Source organism: Vibrio cortegadensis, from assembly GCF_024347395.1.
In the GTDB taxonomy this organism is placed as follows: Bacteria; Pseudomonadota; Gammaproteobacteria; order Enterobacterales; family Vibrionaceae; genus Vibrio; species Vibrio cortegadensis.
Genome location: NZ_AP025473.1, coordinates 659,030 through 677,703, shown reverse-complemented (window position 1 = coordinate 677,703; position 18,674 = coordinate 659,030). Strand labels below are relative to the sequence as shown.

Here is an 18,674-nt window from a genome sequence, read left to right as displayed (position 1 = left end):
CGCAGAGGTAAGAAATGACGGACTGGCATGATAATCAGCCAATCTTTCGTCAGTTAAGTGAAAGGATTACTGAGCAAATTCTGCAAGGTATTTGGTTAGAGGAACAACCGCTTCCATCAGTAAGAACCGTGGCGGCCGATTTAAAGATCAATCACTTAACCGTAATGAAAGGCTATCAACTCCTTGTCGATGAAGGGTTGGTCGAAAAAAGACGTGGGCAAGGGATGTTTGTCGCTTTGGGGGCATTAAAGACTTTAAAAGAGAGACAAAAATCAGATTTTTTTGAACAACAGATCCCGACGATTGCGGCAACGTTAAAACAAATTGATATGCCCTTAGATGAATTCGTACAACAGCTAAAACAGCACATGACAGGTGAAAAATGAATCCTTTAGTAAGTGTACTGCACGTTTCTAAAAGCTATGTTTCTAATAGCTATATTTCCAAGAACCCTGTATCTAAAAGCAATGCTTCTAAGAGCAGCAACAATGCACTGCACGATGTAAGCTTTGAACTGCATGCAGGACAAGTATTAGGCCTACTCGGTCACAATGGCGCAGGAAAATCGACATTAATTAATGCACTGCTTGGCGCTCACCGTTACCAAGGTGAGATCTCTGTTAATGGTTGCCATCCCATTGATCAACACGCAAAGCTTATGGAGCATCTTGCCTATATTTCTGATGTGAATGTACTGCCAGACTGGATGAGTGTGGCACAGCTACTCAAATATACATCAGGCGTACATCCAAGCTTTGATATTAAAAAAGCCAAAGCAACATTAACCAAAACAGAGATCAAACCCTCTAGCAAAATCAAAAGCCTATCAAAAGGGATGAAAGTTCAACTGCATCTCGCTGTTGTGATTGCAACCGACACCAAAGTGCTCATTCTCGACGAACCGACTCTTGGCCTTGACCTTCTCTACCGCGATACTTTTTACCGTCATTTGCTTGAATGGTTTCACGATGGTGAACGCACACTGATCATCGCGAGTCATGAAGTTTCTGAAATAGAACATCTGCTTACCGATGTTTTGATCCTAAAAAATGGGAAAGCCGTGCTGCAAGATAGTATGGAAAATGTCGGTGAGAACTACTTCATTCTCGACGCAAGCAACATCCACAATGATGATATTCGCAAACTGAAACCACTTTCGAGCCAAGCCGGATTAGGTTCAATGAAATGGTTACTGAAAGCAGAATACAAAACCCAAGTGGCTAATTTAGGCGATATTCATACTGCCAATTTAGCGGATTTATTTATTGCTCTGCAAAGAGAGGAAGCGTAATGCATTCAAGTTTTTATATGATCGAAAAAGAGCTGATTGAGCATAAGATGATCACGCGCGTTCCTCTGTTTATTTTGGCATGTGGTTTTCTGATTTTTATCAGCTTATTAATGAACACTAACATCCAAGGCAACTTATTCTACGAAATGCAAGTTAGTGGCGACATCAGTGACATTCACCAAGGTTTTGCTTCAAATATAAACCTCTTCATCGCTTCTGCTGCTGGGCTAGTCTCTCTCGTATTGTCGTCTTTGTACCTACCTAAAACGCTGAGAAAAGAGCGCCAAGAAGGTAGCTCCATGTTCTGGCGTAGCATGCCCGTTTCGCACTTAACCACCCATATCGTTAAGCTCGTATTTGGACTATTGGTCATCCCCGTTATCTGTTCAACACTCGTGCTTGCGGCAGATCTATCACTGTGGGTTATCAACCAAGTCAGTGATCAACAACTCTCGCTTCTTATAAACCAAGAATCCGTATTTTATGTGTTGTTTAATTGGTTAGGTTTCTTAGCCAGAATGGTCGTTGTTGCATTAGCGCTTCTACCTTTAGCTTGCATAACCCTAATGATTTCACAAGTTGTCGGCTCCCCTGTCCTAGTCATGGTCGTAGGTGGTTATGCCCTCACATGGCTATCGGTTTATCTGTTTGGTTTTCATGGAATCAGTGAGTTTTTCAATGCTGTTCTGTCTATTCCTTTGAAAGCGCTCTCGCCAAATCCTTTTAGCGGTTTCACGGAGGCAGGAATCGTTAACTTAGTGGTTTACTACGCACTCGGTGCTGGAGGATTAGCGGTCAGTTTAATGCTGAGTAAAACTAATGAGCCATCTCTTAAAGGCTTATTCTCAGGTCACTAATCGCCTGTTCTCATCTAGATATAAATAAAGATCAGCCAATGTTCATCGCATTGGCTGATTTTTCATTTCAGGAAGCTGATTAACCAAACTGTCTCCGATTCAAAGCTAATTGAGTTCAGCATCATCCGTATAATTTAAATATTGCAGACATAGATCATGAAAAGCTTGAGCCTGGGGGGAGATGGTTCGATCCGCCAATCGAAATATTCCAATTTGACGTTTAAGTGGGGGATCAATTAATGGGATCCACACTAACCTTGTTTCATTGGTAGGGAATGCCAATTTAGGTAAGGTCGTTACTCCAATTCCAAGCTCTAATACAGAGAACAGAGAGGTAATATTTTCTACGGAATAGAGTGCTTGCTCACTTAACGCCCGAGCTGGTGTAGGGTCAAGAAGCGTGCACGTACCATTGCGGATGAACGGCTGTTTCAACAATGTATGCCATTCAATTCCATCACTTTGAGCAGCGATAGGGTTATCTCTCAAACACACCACCCCAATGGGATCGGATATCAAAGGTGTGAAATCAATCGCACCATCATCTAAATGAGAGCTATTGCCGAGTGCGACATCAACCTCTCCTGACAATAACCTTGCTTCTACTCCAGCCGCATTATCGTCGACAAGGCTCACCTCCACATTGGGATACTTTTCACAAAAAGCCCCAAGCACACTCGGAATCAGTTTCGCTGCAACCGAAGGCACGCTGGCGATCCTAACCCGCCCTTGTTGCCCTGCTGCGGCGGCACGTAAATCATTATCTAACGCGCTATACACATTCAAAAATTGGGTGATTTTGGGTACGCATATTTCTCCAAAAGGCGTCAACGTTGATTTATTGCCCGATTCAAAAAGTGATTGCCCCAAAATTTTCTCAAGCTCTTTGATTGAGGTCGAAAGTGCTGCTTGAGATCGATTTGCACGTTTAGAAGCGGCGCGGAACCCTCCTTCTTCGACAACTAAAGCAAAATGTTTTAATTGTTGTAGCTTAATACTCATCTGCCCATCTCCCTACAGCCCTTTATATTCCTCACTCCAAGCAAGGTGATAAGTTTTATTTATCAAATGCACAAAATTTACCGTTAGATTTATCAAGTGTCAACGGGCAATATTTAACCACATTGAAACATAGTTGTTACAAAGTTGGATAAGACCGTGAGCACTCAAAATAAAAAGCACCCAGTTAAGACCTCTCTTTTTGCATCAAAAGCACCACTAGAATGGGCTGTAGTTAATAACGGCACACTTTATACCGCACAAATTCCTATCGACGATACAGGAGCGGTAGTGGAAGGAGGTATTGAAGCTCAAACCCGTCAAACCTTTAACAACCTTATTCACACATTGGAATGCGCAGGCGAATCATTAGATTCTGTTCTGCAAGTGCTGATTTACGTCACTGACCGTGAATACCTTCAAACCGTTAATCGTATTTATGCTGAGCATTTTAATGCCCCCTATCCAAACCGCGCTGCGATTGTCGTTGCAGGGTTAGCTCGTGAAGAAATGCTGGTTGAATTTGTCGTTTATGCCGCCGCTTCCCAACCAGAATAACCACCAAATTTATTGTTCGGCTGCCAGACTCAAACACAGCCTCACCGTTACAAGGACAGAATGATGACTCAAATACAAAATCTACCAACAGAAAATGCTCTCTATATTGCTGGAGAATGGCAATCAGGGGTTAGCACCGTTGCGAATATCAACCCGTCTGATATTTCAGAAAACTTAGGCAATTTTGCTCAAGCAAGTGAAGAGCAAGTTCAACACGCGATTTCAGCCGCAAAACAAGCACAGCCTGAATGGGAAAAAACACCAATTGAACGTAAGCAAGCGGTACTACAAGCGATTGGCGATGAACTGATTGCCCGTTGTGATGAACTTGGCACCCTACTTTCTCGTGAAGAAGGAAAACCGTTTGCTGAGGGTCGTGGAGAGATTTACCGTGCAGGCCAATTCTTCCAATACTTTGCTGCGGAAGTGCTTCGTCAAATCGGGGACAGTGCCGATTCAGTAAGACCTGGCGTTTCAGTTGAAGTCACTCGCGAAGCCGTTGGCGTCATTGCCATCATCTCTCCTTGGAACTTCCCGACTGCGACTGCCGCTTGGAAGATCGCCCCTGCTCTCGCCTTTGGTAACAGCGTTATTTGGAAACCCGCTAATTTAACCCCTGCCAGTGCGGTCGCATTGACTGAGATTATCCATCGTCAAGGGATCCCAGCAGGTACGTTCAACCTTGTGCTAGGTAGCGGCTCTAAGGTTGGAGATGCACTCATCAACTCAACCGAGATTAATGGAGTCAGCTTCACAGGCTCTGTCGACACAGGCCGTAAAGTCGCCGCTGCAACTGCACCCAACTTTGTCCGTTGTCAGCTAGAGATGGGCAGTAAGAATGCGCTGGTTATTGCCGATGATGCCGACATTCAAACCGCTGTCGACGCAACAATTGCAGGCTCATTTTCAGGTGCAGGACAAAAATGTACGGCTTCTTCTCGCCTAGTGGTAATGGATGCTATTCACGATCAATACGTTGAAGCTCTCATCAAACGCATGAGCGAATTAAAAGTGGGTCACGCATTAGAAGATGGCGTCTTCATGGGGCCAGTTGTTGACGGTAATCAGTTAGAAGCAAACTTCGGTTGGATCGAAAAAGCACGTCAAAGCGGCGGAGAACTCGCATTTGGTGGCGAACGTTTACATCTAGAGCATGAGGGCCACTACATGTCTCCAACGCTGTTCCTGAATACCAAAAATAGCTGGGAAGTGAACCAAGAAGAGGTCTTCGCTCCAATGGCAAGTGTCATCCGCGTATCAGATCTCGACGAAGCTATTGCCACCACCAACGATACTCGATTCGGCTTAACTGGCGGCATTATCACTCAAAGCTTACGCAGTAGCGCTATGTTCAAACAACAAGCTCAAACCGGCTGTGTCATGGTTAACCTACCGACAGCAGGAACGGATTATCACGTCCCATTTGGCGGACGTAAAGAATCAAGCTTTGGACCTCGCGAACAAGGCCAATACGCAAAAGAGTTCTACACCGTGGTGAAAACCGCCTATCAACGCCCTTACTAATTACGGCTCGGTGAAATTCTAGCTCGGCGGAACTATAGCTCGGTGGTATCTCGGTATACCACCATCACCCAACGCAATTAAGACTGTTTATTGAGGAGTGGTTATGTACCAGCAACGGATTGTTATAGACGGATTACAGTACTGCAATTGGAATCGCGAGTATTTCCAAACCCTAAAAGCCAGTGGCATTACTGCGGTTCATGCCACCATGGTGTATCACGAAAATACCCGTGAAACACTCACCCGCTTCGCTGAGTGGAACTTAAGGTTCGAGCAAAATTCCGATCTCATCCTGCCTATCCATTCAATGGCTGATGTAGAAACAGCAAAACAGCAAGGTAAAGTTGGCGTTTTTCTTGGGGCGCAAAACTGCTCTCCTATTGAAGACGAAATTGGCCTCATCGAAGTGATGCGTAAGCAAGGGTTGTTAATCATGCAGCTCACTTACAACAACCAAAGTTTATTAGCGACGGGTTGCTACGAACAGAATGACACTGGCATTACTCGCTTTGGGAAACAGGCTATACAAGAGATGAACCGAGTTGGGATGATTGTTGACATGTCTCACAGTGCTCAACGTTCAACTCTTGAGGCGATTGATCTCTCATCTCGCCCAATTTGTATCAGCCACGCCAACCCTACTTTTGCTCATGAAGCACTGCGTAACAAATCAAACGACGTAATTAAAGCACTGACAGCACGTGGCGGCCTTATTGGCTTCAGTTTATACCCATTCCATTTACCAAATGGCAGCCAGTGTACTTTAGAAGATTTTTGCCAAATGGTCGCGACAACCGCCGACATGGTTGGTGTTGAACATTTGGGTATCGGTAGCGACTTATGCCTGAACCAACCACAAGCCGTCCTTGAGTGGATGCGCAATGGGCGTTGGTCGAAAACAATGGATTATGGAGAAGGTTCAGCAAGTAATTCAGGCTGGCCAGACTCACTACCTTGGTTCTGCGGTAGCGCAGGAATGGAGAATATTTATAACGGATTAATACGTCACGGATTCAGTGAAACCGAGGCGGGACAAGTACTGGGTGAGAATTGGTTTAACTTCCTCAAACATGGGCTAGAGCCTATGTCACAAGGGAAATAGCCTATTTCGTCATAGCCGTAACCCAAACATGGAACAGCCTGTCTCACACAAAAATAATAGGACAGGTGTTAAGTAAACACACATCTTGTCGCCCTCAACTATAGGGTGGCGACAAAGAAACCTCTGGAGTCAGAGTATGTCTGATTTAACCAATAGCGTGAAAACTTCGAACTTAGAAGCGGCGACTCTTAATGCTTCGCTATCTGCGGGGAAAAAGAGCCAGTCAAATGCATCAGCCACATCAAGTATGGGAAATGAATCCACATCAGATAAGTTAGGCCTGAATAACCCAGCCTTTTGGTACAGCGGCGGTTTCATTGCCCTATTCGTTGCCATCGCTTTATTTGATGGGGAGTTACTATCAAGTCTGGTGAATTCTGGCTTTGCGTGGTCAGTGAAAGTCTTTGGCCCATATTGGCAAATATTGCTGCTTCTAACCTTTTTAATTGGCATTGGCTTGGCAGCAGGACGAACGGGCAAGGTTGTACTGGGCGGTATCGCGAAACCAGAGATGGACGCATTCCGCTGGATGGCAATCATCTTCTGTACCCTGCTTGCTGGCGGTGGCGTATTTTGGGCAGCCGCAGAGCCTATTGCGCATTACGTCAGTCCTCCTCCACTTTATGGCGCGCAAGAAGATGCACAACAAGGTGCCGTTAACGCGCTGTCGCAATCCTTCATGCACTGGGGATTTCTCGCTTGGGCAATTGTAGGCAGCTTAACGTCGATTGTGGTCATGCACCTACATTATGACAAAGGCTTACCGCTGAAACCTCGCATTTTACTTTATCCCGTTCTCGGTGAGCGAGCTCTAAAAGGTCAAACAGGCGCATTGATCGATGCATGTTGTATCGTCGCGGTAGCGGCTGGAACCATTGGTCCAATTGGGTTCTTAGGTTTGCAAGTGAGCTACGCATTAAACGCACTGTTTGATATTCCTGACGGATTCACAACCCAGCTGATCATCATTCTTTTCGCCATCGTTTTATACACTTTATCAGCACTGAGTGGTTTGAACCGAGGCATGCAAATGCTAAGTCGCTACAACGTGATCCTCGCGATGGCTCTGATGATCTACATTCTGATTTTTGGCCCGACGAACTTTATCTTTAACGGCTATATCCAGGGCGTTGGCAGTATGGTGGATAATTTCATTCCGATGGCGACTTACCGTGGAAACGAAGGTTGGTTGAGCTGGTGGACAGTCTTCTTCTGGGGTTGGTTCCTAGGTTATGGCCCGATGATGGCGATCTTCATTGCCCGTATTTCCCGTGGTCGCAGTATTCGCCAGTTGGTGACGACCATTAGCATCATTGCTCCACTTGTGACCTGCTTCTGGTTCACGATTGTGGGTGGCTCTGGCTTAGCATTTGAAATTGCAGAACCGGGGAGTGTAAGTAAAGCATTTGAAGGGTTTAACTTGCCGGGCGCACTACTGGCGGTGACTCAGCAGCTCCCATTCCCAATGCTTATTTCCATTCTGTTTTTGATTTTGACCACCATTTTCATTGTGACAACAGGTGACTCAATGACCTACACCATCAGTGTTGTGATCAGTGGTGAAACAGAGCCCAACGCAATCATCCGAACCTTTTGGGGCGTAATGATGGGGGTAACTGCACTGATATTGATCTCCTTAGGATCTGGCGGAATATCGGCACTGCAATCCTTCATTGTTATCACCGCAGTACCAGTCTCATTGATCTTATTGCCCTCACTTTGGAATGCGCCGCAAATCGCTATCAAAATGGCAAAAGAGCAAGGCTTATAACAAAGAAAAATAAGAAGAAGCGAAGGTTGGGATGAAATACCGAAGGCGGGATCACTCGCCTTCGCACTCAACATCACAGCAATAGAAAACACGCTGAATAGTGAACAAATTAGTACCCCTAATCTTGTGACTAACACTCGTATAAATTGACATCTAATAACTAAAAAGTGGTGAGCAACATGGATGCACATCGTTCTACCTACACTGAAGCACAACTGCGAAATGCAGACATCGTTATGGCACCTGAAAGGCTAGGCGCTATGCACCAAACTCGAATCAGTTTTGTCAGAACTATGATTCGTAAAATGGCGAAACAGCAATGGCAAGTCACCAAACACCAATGGCAACTCTGCCCGCGAGGTTTTGGTCATGTAGTTTACAAACTGGAGACCCCAAACCATGTCTATCACTTGGTCGTTTTCTGCGATGAAATTGCCGATGAAGAACGTAATGACCGAGTCATAGCAGAGAAATGGGATGTGACTTTTGCACTAGTCTATGGCGAAGTGGATGTCACTTTATTAGAGCAACTAAGAGCCAATGTTCCACTGCAAGAGGCGGGACGAAATCCTAATAATGTCCTTGTGTTAGCACGAGCAAACAAAAGTGTTCGAGTATTTGAACACATTGTCAGCCACCTAGCGAAAGGTGAACAGCCCACCTCACAAGAGTTGGCTGAAGTCGGTTACATTTTACGCACCACTGCAGTTTACGGTAATGGTAAGTTTGGTATTGCTGATTTTAAGATCTTAGAAAATAACCCTGATTTTAATCAATCGTTCAGCGCCCAAATGTGTGCGGTCTATATTCTGCGTGAATTCAGTCTAGACTGGGTTCATTACCTTGCGAAACAGCAAGGCGGCGAGCAAGCCGTTAGCTTACATCGAGGCTTGCAGCGCTATCTTGGGGTCGGAAATGCCACTGGCTTAGGCATGGCTCCCTACTTGATTAACCACCCAAGCATTGTCGATCAGTGGATGACTACGCGAGAAACAGCACTCGCGTCGGTACTTGAGTGCCAAACCGATCCTAACAAATCGAGCGAGCTTCAAACACTGATCAAAAAAGGGATCCTTCACCTTAAACAGGTCATCACCATCAACGAAACGCAGCAGAAATTAAATGCAACCGCCGTTGATGATTTAACGCATTTCAATGCTTCAGTCGACGCTTTAATTGCTCAATACCAAACGTGGAGCGAACTCGTTAACCACTCGCAACAAATGAGTTTAGAAGCTCAAGAAGTACTCATTTCATGCTTGATGGAGATCTACCCTGATCTCGTCGATGACTATCAAGATCAAATGAACTGCAATGAAACCTTATCTTTGCCGAATGGAAAGAAAATACAGGATCTGTTGGCGGTATTAGAAAAGAACTATCGCTGGGCAATTACCACTGACTTTACCCAGCCAGAGAATAACTATTGGTTTTGGTATCGCTCTCAAGATAAAGAAGAGCCGAGGCTTGGAATTCGTGGGCAAGAACCGGGTGAGGAGCGAGAACTACCATTAGATATTGGTCGTCAGGCGTACCGTCTTTATCATGCATTACTGCAACACGCACCTGAATTGTCTTTAGCAGAGTTTCTTGTTCGACAACCTCAATTTCGAGCGATCTCACGCAGGGTGTGGACTTTAGGACATAAAGCGATGGGTGATATTCAGATGAACGTCCTGCATCAGTCGTCCCTACCAATGCATTTGCTACGCTGTAAATTAGCGGTCTTCGGAGCGACGAAGTTTGATCCAAGATCAGACCGATGGGTACGAGTCACCTTTTTCCAAGGTGCGCCATTACTGGATGAAATTCACGATCAAACTCAACAAGACAACTGGATATTTCCGCTACTCCCAAGTGAGCCTCTCGTGAATGAGTCTCTAATAGAGGAAAAGATAGCGACTGACGATTTATCCAGCCCCAGCGCACAGTCTGCTGATCAACAGCATGGAGGAAAAAGCTTATGATCGTCTCTCACAATGAACTCGTCGCGGCGGTCAATAAAGCATTCCTAGGTATGCGTCGCACATGCGGCGAAGCGGACGTTATCGCCAACATGGTTGCTGATTTACAAATGGTCGGGTTACACGGCGTTCGCCATTTCAACAACGCTAGCGATTACATGACGGTGGAGAAAGACTGTCCGGTGGATATTCAAACCATCCCGGAAAGTACCATTAAGGTTGATCTGCATAACTGTAGCCTAGCTTGCCACCTACCCGTGATTATTGATTACGCGATTGAGCAAATGGTTGGCTCTAAAAAGATGACCATAGAGCTAACAAACTGCCATAACCGCTGGTTAGCTTATAGTGAATTAGTAAAACTGGCCGCAAAAGGCATTGCTTGTACTGCAAAATGGAACAATGGCACTAGCCCGAAACACACTCTGTATATTCTTAATCGAGGTTGTGTAACGCCCGAGTTATTTTTGTCCGACGTGATTGAAGGATCGGAAGAGCAGTTCCACGATATGACGATCGAGCTTTCCATTCAGGATTTCGATGTGGCTTACCTTTCAAAGGATTACAGTATCCACATTGACTCCAACGAACTGGCTCAAACTCAAGAGAATGCATGGCAAACGGGTATTTTCGTTGATGACAACGAGTGGAGCATCTTAAAACAGACGGCCACAGCCATTCTTGTCGAAAATAGTGACCAATCAGTAAAAGGAGCCGGGGAAGTTATCTAAAGCAGAGCAATCTAAAACGGATCTATCGGGTCGATAAGCCAGTTCGCACTATGCAGGCTGGCTTTTTTAATCAATGTTAACTCAATCATAAACTATAAAATCACACCTAAATGGGAAAAAGCTTAAAAAACGAGTCTATTTTCCCTACAGCTTATTTCTCTGTATTCTAATTAACTGGCTCATATTGACTTACTCATTTCACGTTTTAGATCTAGTGAGCAGTAATCAGTAGGTAGACGGCAGGTTTTGGCTAGTTCTTCCATCATGACTCCATCAATATAATCATCAATTGCTACATACCACATTACATCAATCCATATGTTGCGATTTTCCCTTTATAAAAGGAATGAACATGCTAACAGGTTACTGGTCAATCGATGCTTTTATCGTTGCAAACATCGTTCTTTGTTTGGTGGTTGTCGTTGTATTTTTTTATTATCAAGCGACTGGACGTGGAACCCTTTGTGACCAACCTAACAGTAAACACAAAAGGAGTCAGTCATGAACACCAAAACGCTAGGCTATTCCACGATGATAATATCTGCAGCTTTAATGGGCTGTGTGGGATTGTTTGCTCGAAACATTAACACCAGCGGTGATGTCATCGCGTTTACTCGTATGACAGTCGGTGCAATTTGTATTTTCGGCTTAATGATGTATCAGGGTAAAACTGCCCTCATGAAAGCCACAAAAATCACGCCAACTGTCATTGCCAGCGGTGCTTGCTTAGGCTTATGTCTTGCCGCTTACGTCTCGTCAACTCAGTATACGACCTTGGCAAATGCAGTATTTCTTATTTATACCGGCCCCGTATTTTCAACCATCTTAGCCGCGATTTTTTTAAAAGAAAAAATATCTAAACTCACCGCAGCCTTATTAACCGCAGTATTCATAGGCTGCTTATTCATCATAGGCATTATTAATTACACGCCTGCTGATGGGCTTACTATGTCGTTGTCATTCTCTAAAGAGAACTTTATCGGAGACATGCTTGGTTTAGCTTCAGGTGTTGGTTATGGTCTTTACCTGTTCTTCAGCCGCTACCGTACCGATGTTGGCTCAGATTCACGCTCGTTCTTTAACTTCCTGTTCGGTGCCGTAGCCATTGGGGCCTGTTTTGTCGTCAAACCACCATCGCTTGCAGATATGGATACCAGCTCATGGATTTGGTTAATCTCTATGGGATTCTTCATCGGATTCGGCGCTCTAAGCTTGCTTACTATTGCAGCTAAACATTTAAAAGCAGCTGAGTTAGCGTGTGTGTCATACCTTGAAACGGTTGTAGGCGCAGGGATTGGGATTGCCATGTTTGGTGAATCACTCACTATGTTACAAACCCTTGGTGGCATCTTGGTCATTGGTGGTGGTATGGGTGAGATTGTCATCAGTATGACCAAAAAGCACGCTGCAATTAAAAAAGAACAACCCGCGCAATAACCGGAGGCTATTATGAACACTTCATGGAACTGGATTCTCCTCTTGGTGACAGTGTTCATCATGATAGGGCTCGCGCTGTACAGCAACAAAATCATGAAAGCTCATGACGGTGAAGGCGGTTTTTTATTAGCCGCCAATTGCCTTGGCCCTTTTATTGGAGCCGCCACAATTGTCGCAACAGGATTTTCCGGTTGGGGATTTATGGGCTCCCCTGGTGTTGCCTACAAATACGGTTCAATCGAACTTCTTGGAAACTTCTTCTTTGCTCCGGGGATAATATTTGCGGTTTTGTTTTGTGCTCGATTTCTACATCAAAAAGCACAAGCAATTGGAAGCTTTACCATCCCAGAATATATAGCTCGTAGCCATGAAGGCCCTGAGATAATCAAACGTTGGACTCAAGCTTTTGCTGCAATCATCACTATCATTTTATTACTCGTATTTTTGGTCGGACAAATAAAGGCTCTCGGATTATTGGCAGGTCAGTGGCTAGGCATTGATAATAATACTGCGGCACTATTAATGATCGGCATTATCATTATTTATACCTCTATAGGAGGGTTAGCCGCGGTTGCTTTTACCGATGCGTTTATGGTGATGGGGATGTGTGTTTCCGCTCTGATTATTGTCGTCACTATTTTTTCAGATATGTCACCTAGTGAACTCATTTCTAATTTGAATGCTATTGATCCACAACTGCTATCTCCTGAGGATTCTGGCCCGTACGGTTCAACGATGTTGCATGTATTCCTTGTGCTTCCGTATGCGTTTATCTACACCACAACATTACCTTATATGTCGGTAAGATTTATGGCATTAGCGAAAACCACTAAGCTACATCATGTCGCAATTTATATGCTGCCCATTTCTTGTTTACTGAGTTTAGTTCCTTTGGCAGGCTTATATACCCGCATCAAAATACCAAATCTTGCCACCCCCGATGAAGCGATGCCCACTTTCCTTACCCATTTCATGACACCATCTATTTCAGCTGTGGTAACGCTGTTTATTTTGTTCGCGATGAAATCGACAGCCAATTCTGTTTTGCACGCCATCGCAGGTGCGGTATCACACGATTTACGTCAATCGATATGGCCTAGTTGTAAACTATCTGAATCTTCTCTGTTGGTATTAAATCGTGGGGCGGTATGGTTGTTAGGAATAACCGGATTCATTGTGATGCTATTTGCTCCCCCTTTCATGTTATCAATGCTAGCGATTCTTGGCTCAGGAACCTTAATGGCGGCACTAGTGGCTCCAACATTACTTGCTCACTTTATCCCCGCAAATATCTACGCTGCACTCTCTTCTATGATCATTGGTTTTGGCTCAGGTTGCCTTCTGTTTCTAAAATTTGACTTAGGTTGGGTCGAAGCCCCTATCTACTCATCGCTACTTGCCTGTGGTACGTATTGGGTTGTGGCCAAATTTTTCGATATGAAATCAACATCTATGGAAATATCACATCACTAAATATTATTTCCATAAATTATGTTCGCCATCAATTATTCTCTCCATACGTTGTTTTTTCTCTATACATTAATTTCTCCATACATTAGAAAAAAGGACTGCTCGTAGCAGTCCTTTTCTCAATATATTAAAACAGTTCATTATCTCGTTAATTGACTTTGAATTTGCCCCTCAAGCGCACGGCTGTTAGATATATCCTTTCTCATATCTATATGGTTAATACGATATTCTCGTGGCGTTGTTCTTAATAATTGTTTGAATTTAGCATTAAAATTAGATAAGGAAGAAAATCCAACTTCAGACCCAATATGAGCAATCGTCCAATCGGTTAATACCAAGTATCTAGCTGCCTGTTTTACACGCTGTTCAATCACATACTGACGGAATGTAACGCCAAGGTTCGCATGGAAAAATCGAGAAAACGTACTATCAGCCATATATAGCTGCTCAGCAACTTTGGTCACCGATAACGATTCAGAAAGGTGTTCAGAAATGTACTCTAACACGACGTGCACACGATCTTCAGTGCGTTTAATATTATTGACTTCAAACCGATAATCAGCAAGGTAACGAGTCGGCTTTAACTTAGATAGTTCTTCAAGTAACCCAAGTAAATTTAAAACCTGACCAAACTCCAGTGTGTTCTCCATTTTATCCAAAATTTGAGTTATCTCATGGATTTCCTCGCCTTCAAACAAGGTTCCATAACTCGATTTTTCAAGCATCTGCTTGATCATATCAAATTGAATACTATCAACAAATGTCTGGCCTAGGGCAGTTAATCGAAAATGTAAAACGTCACAATCAGTCGGGTCTTTGTGCTTTTCTAACGAGAGTCGAAACGGATTAAAAGGTGCGAGTAACACTAACTGACCGACATGCAATTGGTAGTGAGTATTCGCCAAATGTAAGGTGCACCCGGATGTTTTCGGGCGTATCAATATATAATCGACACCAAAAATAAGATGCTCAGTTTCTTTCAACTTCTGTAGATCAAACATCAAAAATTTAGGCGTATTAGCAATAACACGTTGACACATAATCTACCTCCAATGTCTGGCTTAACTATATACATCAGCTACAAAACACCAACATCATGACTCTATAAATGTGATGTCACACACTTGCACCAAAGCCAATCGTGATGTTCATCATGCATGGGGCTAACATTTAAAGTTCTCCAGCATAAAACCGCCACTCCTCAGCATTAAATGACTATTATCAGCCATCATTTAGCGCGATATTAATGTCATTGAAAAGCAGTAATTAACTTTGCTAATCATAATAAACCACACATATTAATTTGAATATTTACACTACCAGAAATTATTAATGGCTTTATTTTAAACATAAGGTAAACACTAATAATAAAGGGACTTACTACTAAGTACTTTATATTCTATTGGAGATTTATAATGAGTGTTTCTAATGACCTATATCCAAATGCATCTTTACCACTAGAAAGAAAAGATTCTGGTGCTCCGATTGTTAGACCCGGACTGCACGTTGAATCCTATAATGATTTTGACCCACTTCGCCACGTTATTGTCGGCATTGCCGATAACCAACATATTCCAGAAGCTTGCCCTGCTAGTAATGAAAAAATACCCGCTGACTCACCTATGCGTGGCAGTAAAGCAGGTCGACGGACTCAAGAATCTATCGATCGTGCCAATGAGTGCTTAAATGGGTTTGCTAAGATCTTAGAAGACCGCAATATCATTGTCGATCGCCCAGGAGCAGTAGATTGGAATGAGCGCATCACTACTCCTGATTTTAGTATCAGTTCTGGTTTCGGTGTAATGCCACCGCGTGATTGCTTACTGACCATGGGTAAAAGCATGCTGATGGCACCAATGAGCTTCCGTAGCCGCTACTTCGAATATTTGGCTTATGTCGATTTAATGCGTGAATATTTCGAATCAGACACAAGTTGCATGATTGAGCAAGCACCACGCCCACGCTTGTCTGATGATAGCTTCCGCATGGATTATGTTGCCGCTTACGAATACATGTCTGATGCTGAAACAATGGAGCGTTCGCTGCGTAAAGAGTACAGCACAAAAGAGACCGACATTCTATTCGATGCTGCAGATGTCATGCGTTTAGGGAAAGATATTTTTGTCCAACATGGTTTAACCACAAACCTTGCTGGCATCCGCTGGATCAAGCGTAAATATGAGCCTCAAGGATATCGAGTTCACACTCTAAGCTTTGAAGATAATCACCCGATTCATATTGATGCAACTTTCTGTCCATTGCGTCCGGGGTTAATGTTACTCAACCCGAATCGTCCGTTGTTTGCTGGGCAACGTGAGATCTTTGAGAAGAATGATTGGGAAATCGTTGAAGCGGTTAAACCTGCTTGGGATAACCCACCACCACTTTGCTACTCAAGTACTTGGTTATCAATGAACACCTTGATTCTAGATCATAAAACGGTGTGTGTTGAAGCGTCTGAAACAGGCCAAATGGAGCAATTCGACCAACTTGGGTTTGAGGTGGTTCCTGTTGATTTACGCGATGCCTATGCATTTGGAGGGGGCTTACACTGTGCGACTGCCGATGTATGGCGCGAAGGTACATGTGAAGATTATTTCCCTAACCAATTCGCAGGTGCTCACAACATCGAGCATTGGGAATATTAAACTGCATGGCTGATTTCAGTTAAATCGAAATCCGCCGCCGCTTTTTATGATAAAAAAACCGCATCAATTTCGATGCGGTTTTTTTTGTAACGATGAATTCAATATTCAGATTTAAATCTTAAATTTATTGAGCTCATCATGAAGATCCGTTGCCTTCTCGGTTAACTCACCACTAATTGATACTGATGAGGACATGCTATCCATCACATCGACCGCAGTATCGTTAATAACGACAACATTACGGTTAATCTCTTCTGCTACTAAGCTTTGCTCTTCCGCTGCTGAAGCAATTTGATTATTCATATCATTAATCACATCAATCGCTTGGTTAATTTCAGCCAAAGCTTGTTGTGCCGCTTGTGTCTCTTCTTTTGTATCGACCGCTTGTTGTTGGCTTTGCTGCATCAGCACTACGATTGACTGTGTTTCTTGCTCTAACCTCGCCAACATCGAACGAATTTCTTCTGTCGAAGACTGCGTGCGAGTCGCAAGATTACGCACTTCATCTGCCACAACCGCAAATCCACGTCCCGCTTCACCTGCTCGTGCCGCTTCAATTGCTGCATTCAAGGCTAATAAGTTAGTCTGCTCTGCAATGCCACCAATTTCAGTTAAAATACCTTGAATAGCCGCGCTTGATTCCGCCAAGCTTTGCGTTTGGTGCTGTGCATTATTAACCTGAAGCGCTAAGTCCTCTACCGCTGATGCTGCGTTGTCCATTCGACCCATGCCATTCAAGCTGTTACTTTGAACCTGACTTGCTGCTGCCGCTGCTTGAACAGCAGAACTTGCGACTTCTTGTGCTGTTGCACTCATTTCATTAATAGCCGTCGCTAAAGAGTTCACTTCATTAACTTGGATATTCAGTTGATCTTTTGAAGTAGCTGCGCGTTCTTGACCTGCAGTTGCACTTCTGTCCACTTGCTCCGCGGTATCCATCACGGTTCTTAACATACCTTGCATTCGTTCTAGGAAAGTATTGAACCAGAAAGCCAGTTGCGCGGTTTCATCTTTACCTTTCACTTCAATACGGTAAGTTAAATCGCCATCACCTTGAGCCACATCTTTAAAACGCTCGACAAGATTGATCAAGATTTTACCTAGTGAGTTAGCAATCACACCCATCACGGTGATACCAACAATAGCTGCAATTAAACCCGCAATAACTCCTTGCTCAATCGCACCTGAATTCTGTTCACTGCTCCAATTCTCAAAAGTCGCAACACTTTGCGTCAGTTTATTGGTCGGCACTGACACCATAACAATCCATGCAGCCCCAGAAGTATCTACTGAAGTAATCGCGTATTCTTGATCGCCAATGGTCAACATGCCAATGTCATTTTGAGTCGCAAGAGACTGGATTTTTGACCAGCGAGAATAGAGTTCGCTTGGCACTTTTTTACCGACGTTCACACTATCCCGGCTATTGGCAAGCATTGCCCCTTTCCAAGATGAGATGATAATGCTGCCTTCGCCATCAAATAGGTTTTCAGCCAGTGCTTCACTTTGACCTTGCAGCTCGATCAGCGAGAGATCAAATCCGAGTGAACCAATGATTTTATTGTCCAATTTTAAAGGTTGGCTAATGGTCGTGATCAACTCTTTTTTGCCACGAACCGGGTACATATAAGGTTCCATCACAAAAGTATTGCCCGTTTCATAAGGCATTAAGTGCCAATCATCGGTACGTTCGCCATTACTATTCAGCGCGGTGTTGGAGAAGCTTTCCATTGCAACAGCATCAAAACTATTGTTTGAATTGGGAGAAAAGAATGGCGCTAAGTAACCTTTACTATTCATTGCATCGCTTGCGCCTACTTCGGTTTCTAGCGGCCACGTTTTCTCTTCCCACACCATGTAGCCTGCAAAAACTGCTTTATCTTGCGCTTCTAGTGCTGCTGAAAATTGTTTAACGATGGTATCTGCGCCCAATTGAGACTCAGCACTCAATTCAATAATTGAACGAACTTGAGATAGGTTAGCAAGTACAGGGAAAAGTTGGTTGGAAATGATTTTGCCTTGCTCTGATGCCGTTGCCTGCAAATTTGCGATAGTCGCTTCTGTTAGTTGAGTCTTAACCTTTTCAGTTATCTCTTGGTTTACTTTGGTGAATGCATTGGTTGTCATTCCCATCGCAATCAGCAATGTAAATGCCATCGCTAATCCCGCGCTTAGCGCAATACGTGTACGAATACTTTTAAACATGCCGATTGCTTACCCTCTTTTATTGAAACATAACATTGTATTAATGATGTAAAGCCTAAAAATCAGCAGTATATAGAAGATAGATGAACACAATATCTAGAAATATGAATAGAAGAT

Annotated in this window: 16 protein-coding genes; 12 read left to right on the top strand and 4 right to left on the bottom strand. The window is 43.7% G+C overall.

Translation table 11 applies throughout. The features are described 5' to 3' along the window. Positions 1-14: 14 nt before the first annotated feature. From OCV39_RS17325 to OCV39_RS17315, 3 genes are read left to right on the top strand one after another with little or no spacing between them, the layout of a single operon-like run. Positions 15-386 carry a GntR family transcriptional regulator gene (locus tag OCV39_RS17325; protein ID WP_017054466.1) on the top strand — a complete coding sequence of 124 codons (372 nt, stop codon included), beginning with the start codon at positions 15-17 and terminating at the stop codon, positions 384-386. Further along, positions 383-1,291 (top strand): ABC transporter ATP-binding protein, encoded by a 909-nt coding sequence (locus OCV39_RS17320; RefSeq protein WP_261890122.1) that lies wholly within the window; start codon positions 383-385, stop codon positions 1,289-1,291. The genes OCV39_RS17325 and OCV39_RS17320 overlap by 4 nt, the downstream gene beginning before the upstream one ends. Next, entirely contained in the window at positions 1,291-2,148 is an 858-nt protein-coding gene (locus OCV39_RS17315; RefSeq protein ID WP_261890121.1) for a hypothetical protein, read from the top strand. The genes OCV39_RS17320 and OCV39_RS17315 overlap by 1 nt, the downstream gene beginning before the upstream one ends. Before the next feature lie 105 nt (positions 2,149-2,253). Here the strand turns inward: OCV39_RS17315 and OCV39_RS17310 are convergent, their stop codons facing one another. After that, positions 2,254-3,150 (bottom strand): LysR family transcriptional regulator, encoded by an 897-nt coding sequence (locus tag OCV39_RS17310; protein ID WP_171755737.1) that lies wholly within the window; start codon positions 3,148-3,150, stop codon positions 2,254-2,256. A gap of 156 nt (positions 3,151-3,306) precedes the next feature. On the opposite strand from OCV39_RS17310, the gene OCV39_RS17305 reads away from it, so the two are divergent. The 6 genes from OCV39_RS17305 to OCV39_RS17280 all read left to right on the top strand — a co-directional run bounded on the left by OCV39_RS17305 (position 3,307) and on the right by OCV39_RS17280 (position 10,797). Beyond that, complete coding sequence (locus OCV39_RS17305; RefSeq protein ID WP_136994779.1) at positions 3,307-3,705, top strand: RidA family protein; 399 nt, start codon at positions 3,307-3,309, stop codon at positions 3,703-3,705. A 63-nt stretch (positions 3,706-3,768) separates the two neighbouring features. Then, on the top strand, positions 3,769-5,229 hold the full coding sequence (locus tag OCV39_RS17300) for an aldehyde dehydrogenase family protein (RefSeq protein ID WP_261890134.1): 1,461 nt from the start codon (positions 3,769-3,771) through the stop codon (positions 5,227-5,229). A gap of 103 nt (positions 5,230-5,332) precedes the next feature. Next, complete coding sequence (locus tag OCV39_RS17295; protein ID WP_017051352.1) at positions 5,333-6,331, top strand: membrane dipeptidase; 999 nt, start codon at positions 5,333-5,335, stop codon at positions 6,329-6,331. Positions 6,332-6,467: 136 nt separating this feature from the next. Further along, positions 6,468-8,102 carry a BCCT family transporter gene (locus OCV39_RS17290; protein ID WP_113800071.1) on the top strand — a complete coding sequence of 545 codons (1,635 nt, stop codon included), beginning with the start codon at positions 6,468-6,470 and terminating at the stop codon, positions 8,100-8,102. A gap of 179 nt (positions 8,103-8,281) precedes the next feature. Further along, complete coding sequence (locus OCV39_RS17285) at positions 8,282-10,069, top strand: hypothetical protein (RefSeq protein ID WP_261890120.1); 1,788 nt, start codon at positions 8,282-8,284, stop codon at positions 10,067-10,069. Further along, complete coding sequence (locus OCV39_RS17280) at positions 10,066-10,797, top strand: DUF3726 domain-containing protein (protein ID WP_261890119.1); 732 nt, start codon at positions 10,066-10,068, stop codon at positions 10,795-10,797. The genes OCV39_RS17285 and OCV39_RS17280 overlap by 4 nt, the downstream gene beginning before the upstream one ends. 179 nt (positions 10,798-10,976) lie before the next feature. On the opposite strand, the gene OCV39_RS17275 is transcribed toward OCV39_RS17280, so the two are convergent. Continuing rightward, positions 10,977-11,102 carry a hypothetical protein gene (locus tag OCV39_RS17275; RefSeq protein ID WP_261890118.1) on the bottom strand — a complete coding sequence of 42 codons (126 nt, stop codon included), beginning with the start codon at positions 11,100-11,102 and terminating at the stop codon, positions 10,977-10,979. Positions 11,103-11,298: 196 nt separating this feature from the next. Here OCV39_RS17275 and OCV39_RS17270 point away from each other — a divergent pair, with 196 nt between their 5' ends. Continuing rightward, positions 11,299-12,234 (top strand): DMT family transporter, encoded by a 936-nt coding sequence (locus OCV39_RS17270; RefSeq protein ID WP_113800065.1) that lies wholly within the window; start codon positions 11,299-11,301, stop codon positions 12,232-12,234. A 12-nt stretch (positions 12,235-12,246) separates the two neighbouring features. Next, a complete protein-coding gene (locus OCV39_RS17265; RefSeq protein WP_171755732.1) occupies positions 12,247-13,707 on the top strand; it encodes a sodium:solute symporter family protein in 1,461 nt (486 codons plus the stop codon). A gap of 137 nt (positions 13,708-13,844) precedes the next feature. On the opposite strand, the gene OCV39_RS17260 is transcribed toward OCV39_RS17265, so the two are convergent. Next, complete coding sequence (locus OCV39_RS17260) at positions 13,845-14,744, bottom strand: helix-turn-helix transcriptional regulator (protein WP_113800061.1); 900 nt, start codon at positions 14,742-14,744, stop codon at positions 13,845-13,847. Between the two features lie 375 nt (positions 14,745-15,119). Here OCV39_RS17260 and OCV39_RS17255 point away from each other — a divergent pair, with 375 nt between their 5' ends. Next, positions 15,120-16,352, top strand: a complete 1,233-nt coding sequence (locus OCV39_RS17255) for a serine/threonine protein kinase (protein WP_113800059.1) — start codon at positions 15,120-15,122, stop codon at positions 16,350-16,352. 111 nt (positions 16,353-16,463) lie between these two features. Here OCV39_RS17255 and OCV39_RS17250 read toward each other — a convergent pair whose 3' ends face one another. Next, entirely contained in the window at positions 16,464-18,557 is a 2,094-nt protein-coding gene (locus tag OCV39_RS17250) for a methyl-accepting chemotaxis protein (protein WP_261890117.1), read from the bottom strand. Positions 18,558-18,674: the final 117 nt, after the last annotated feature.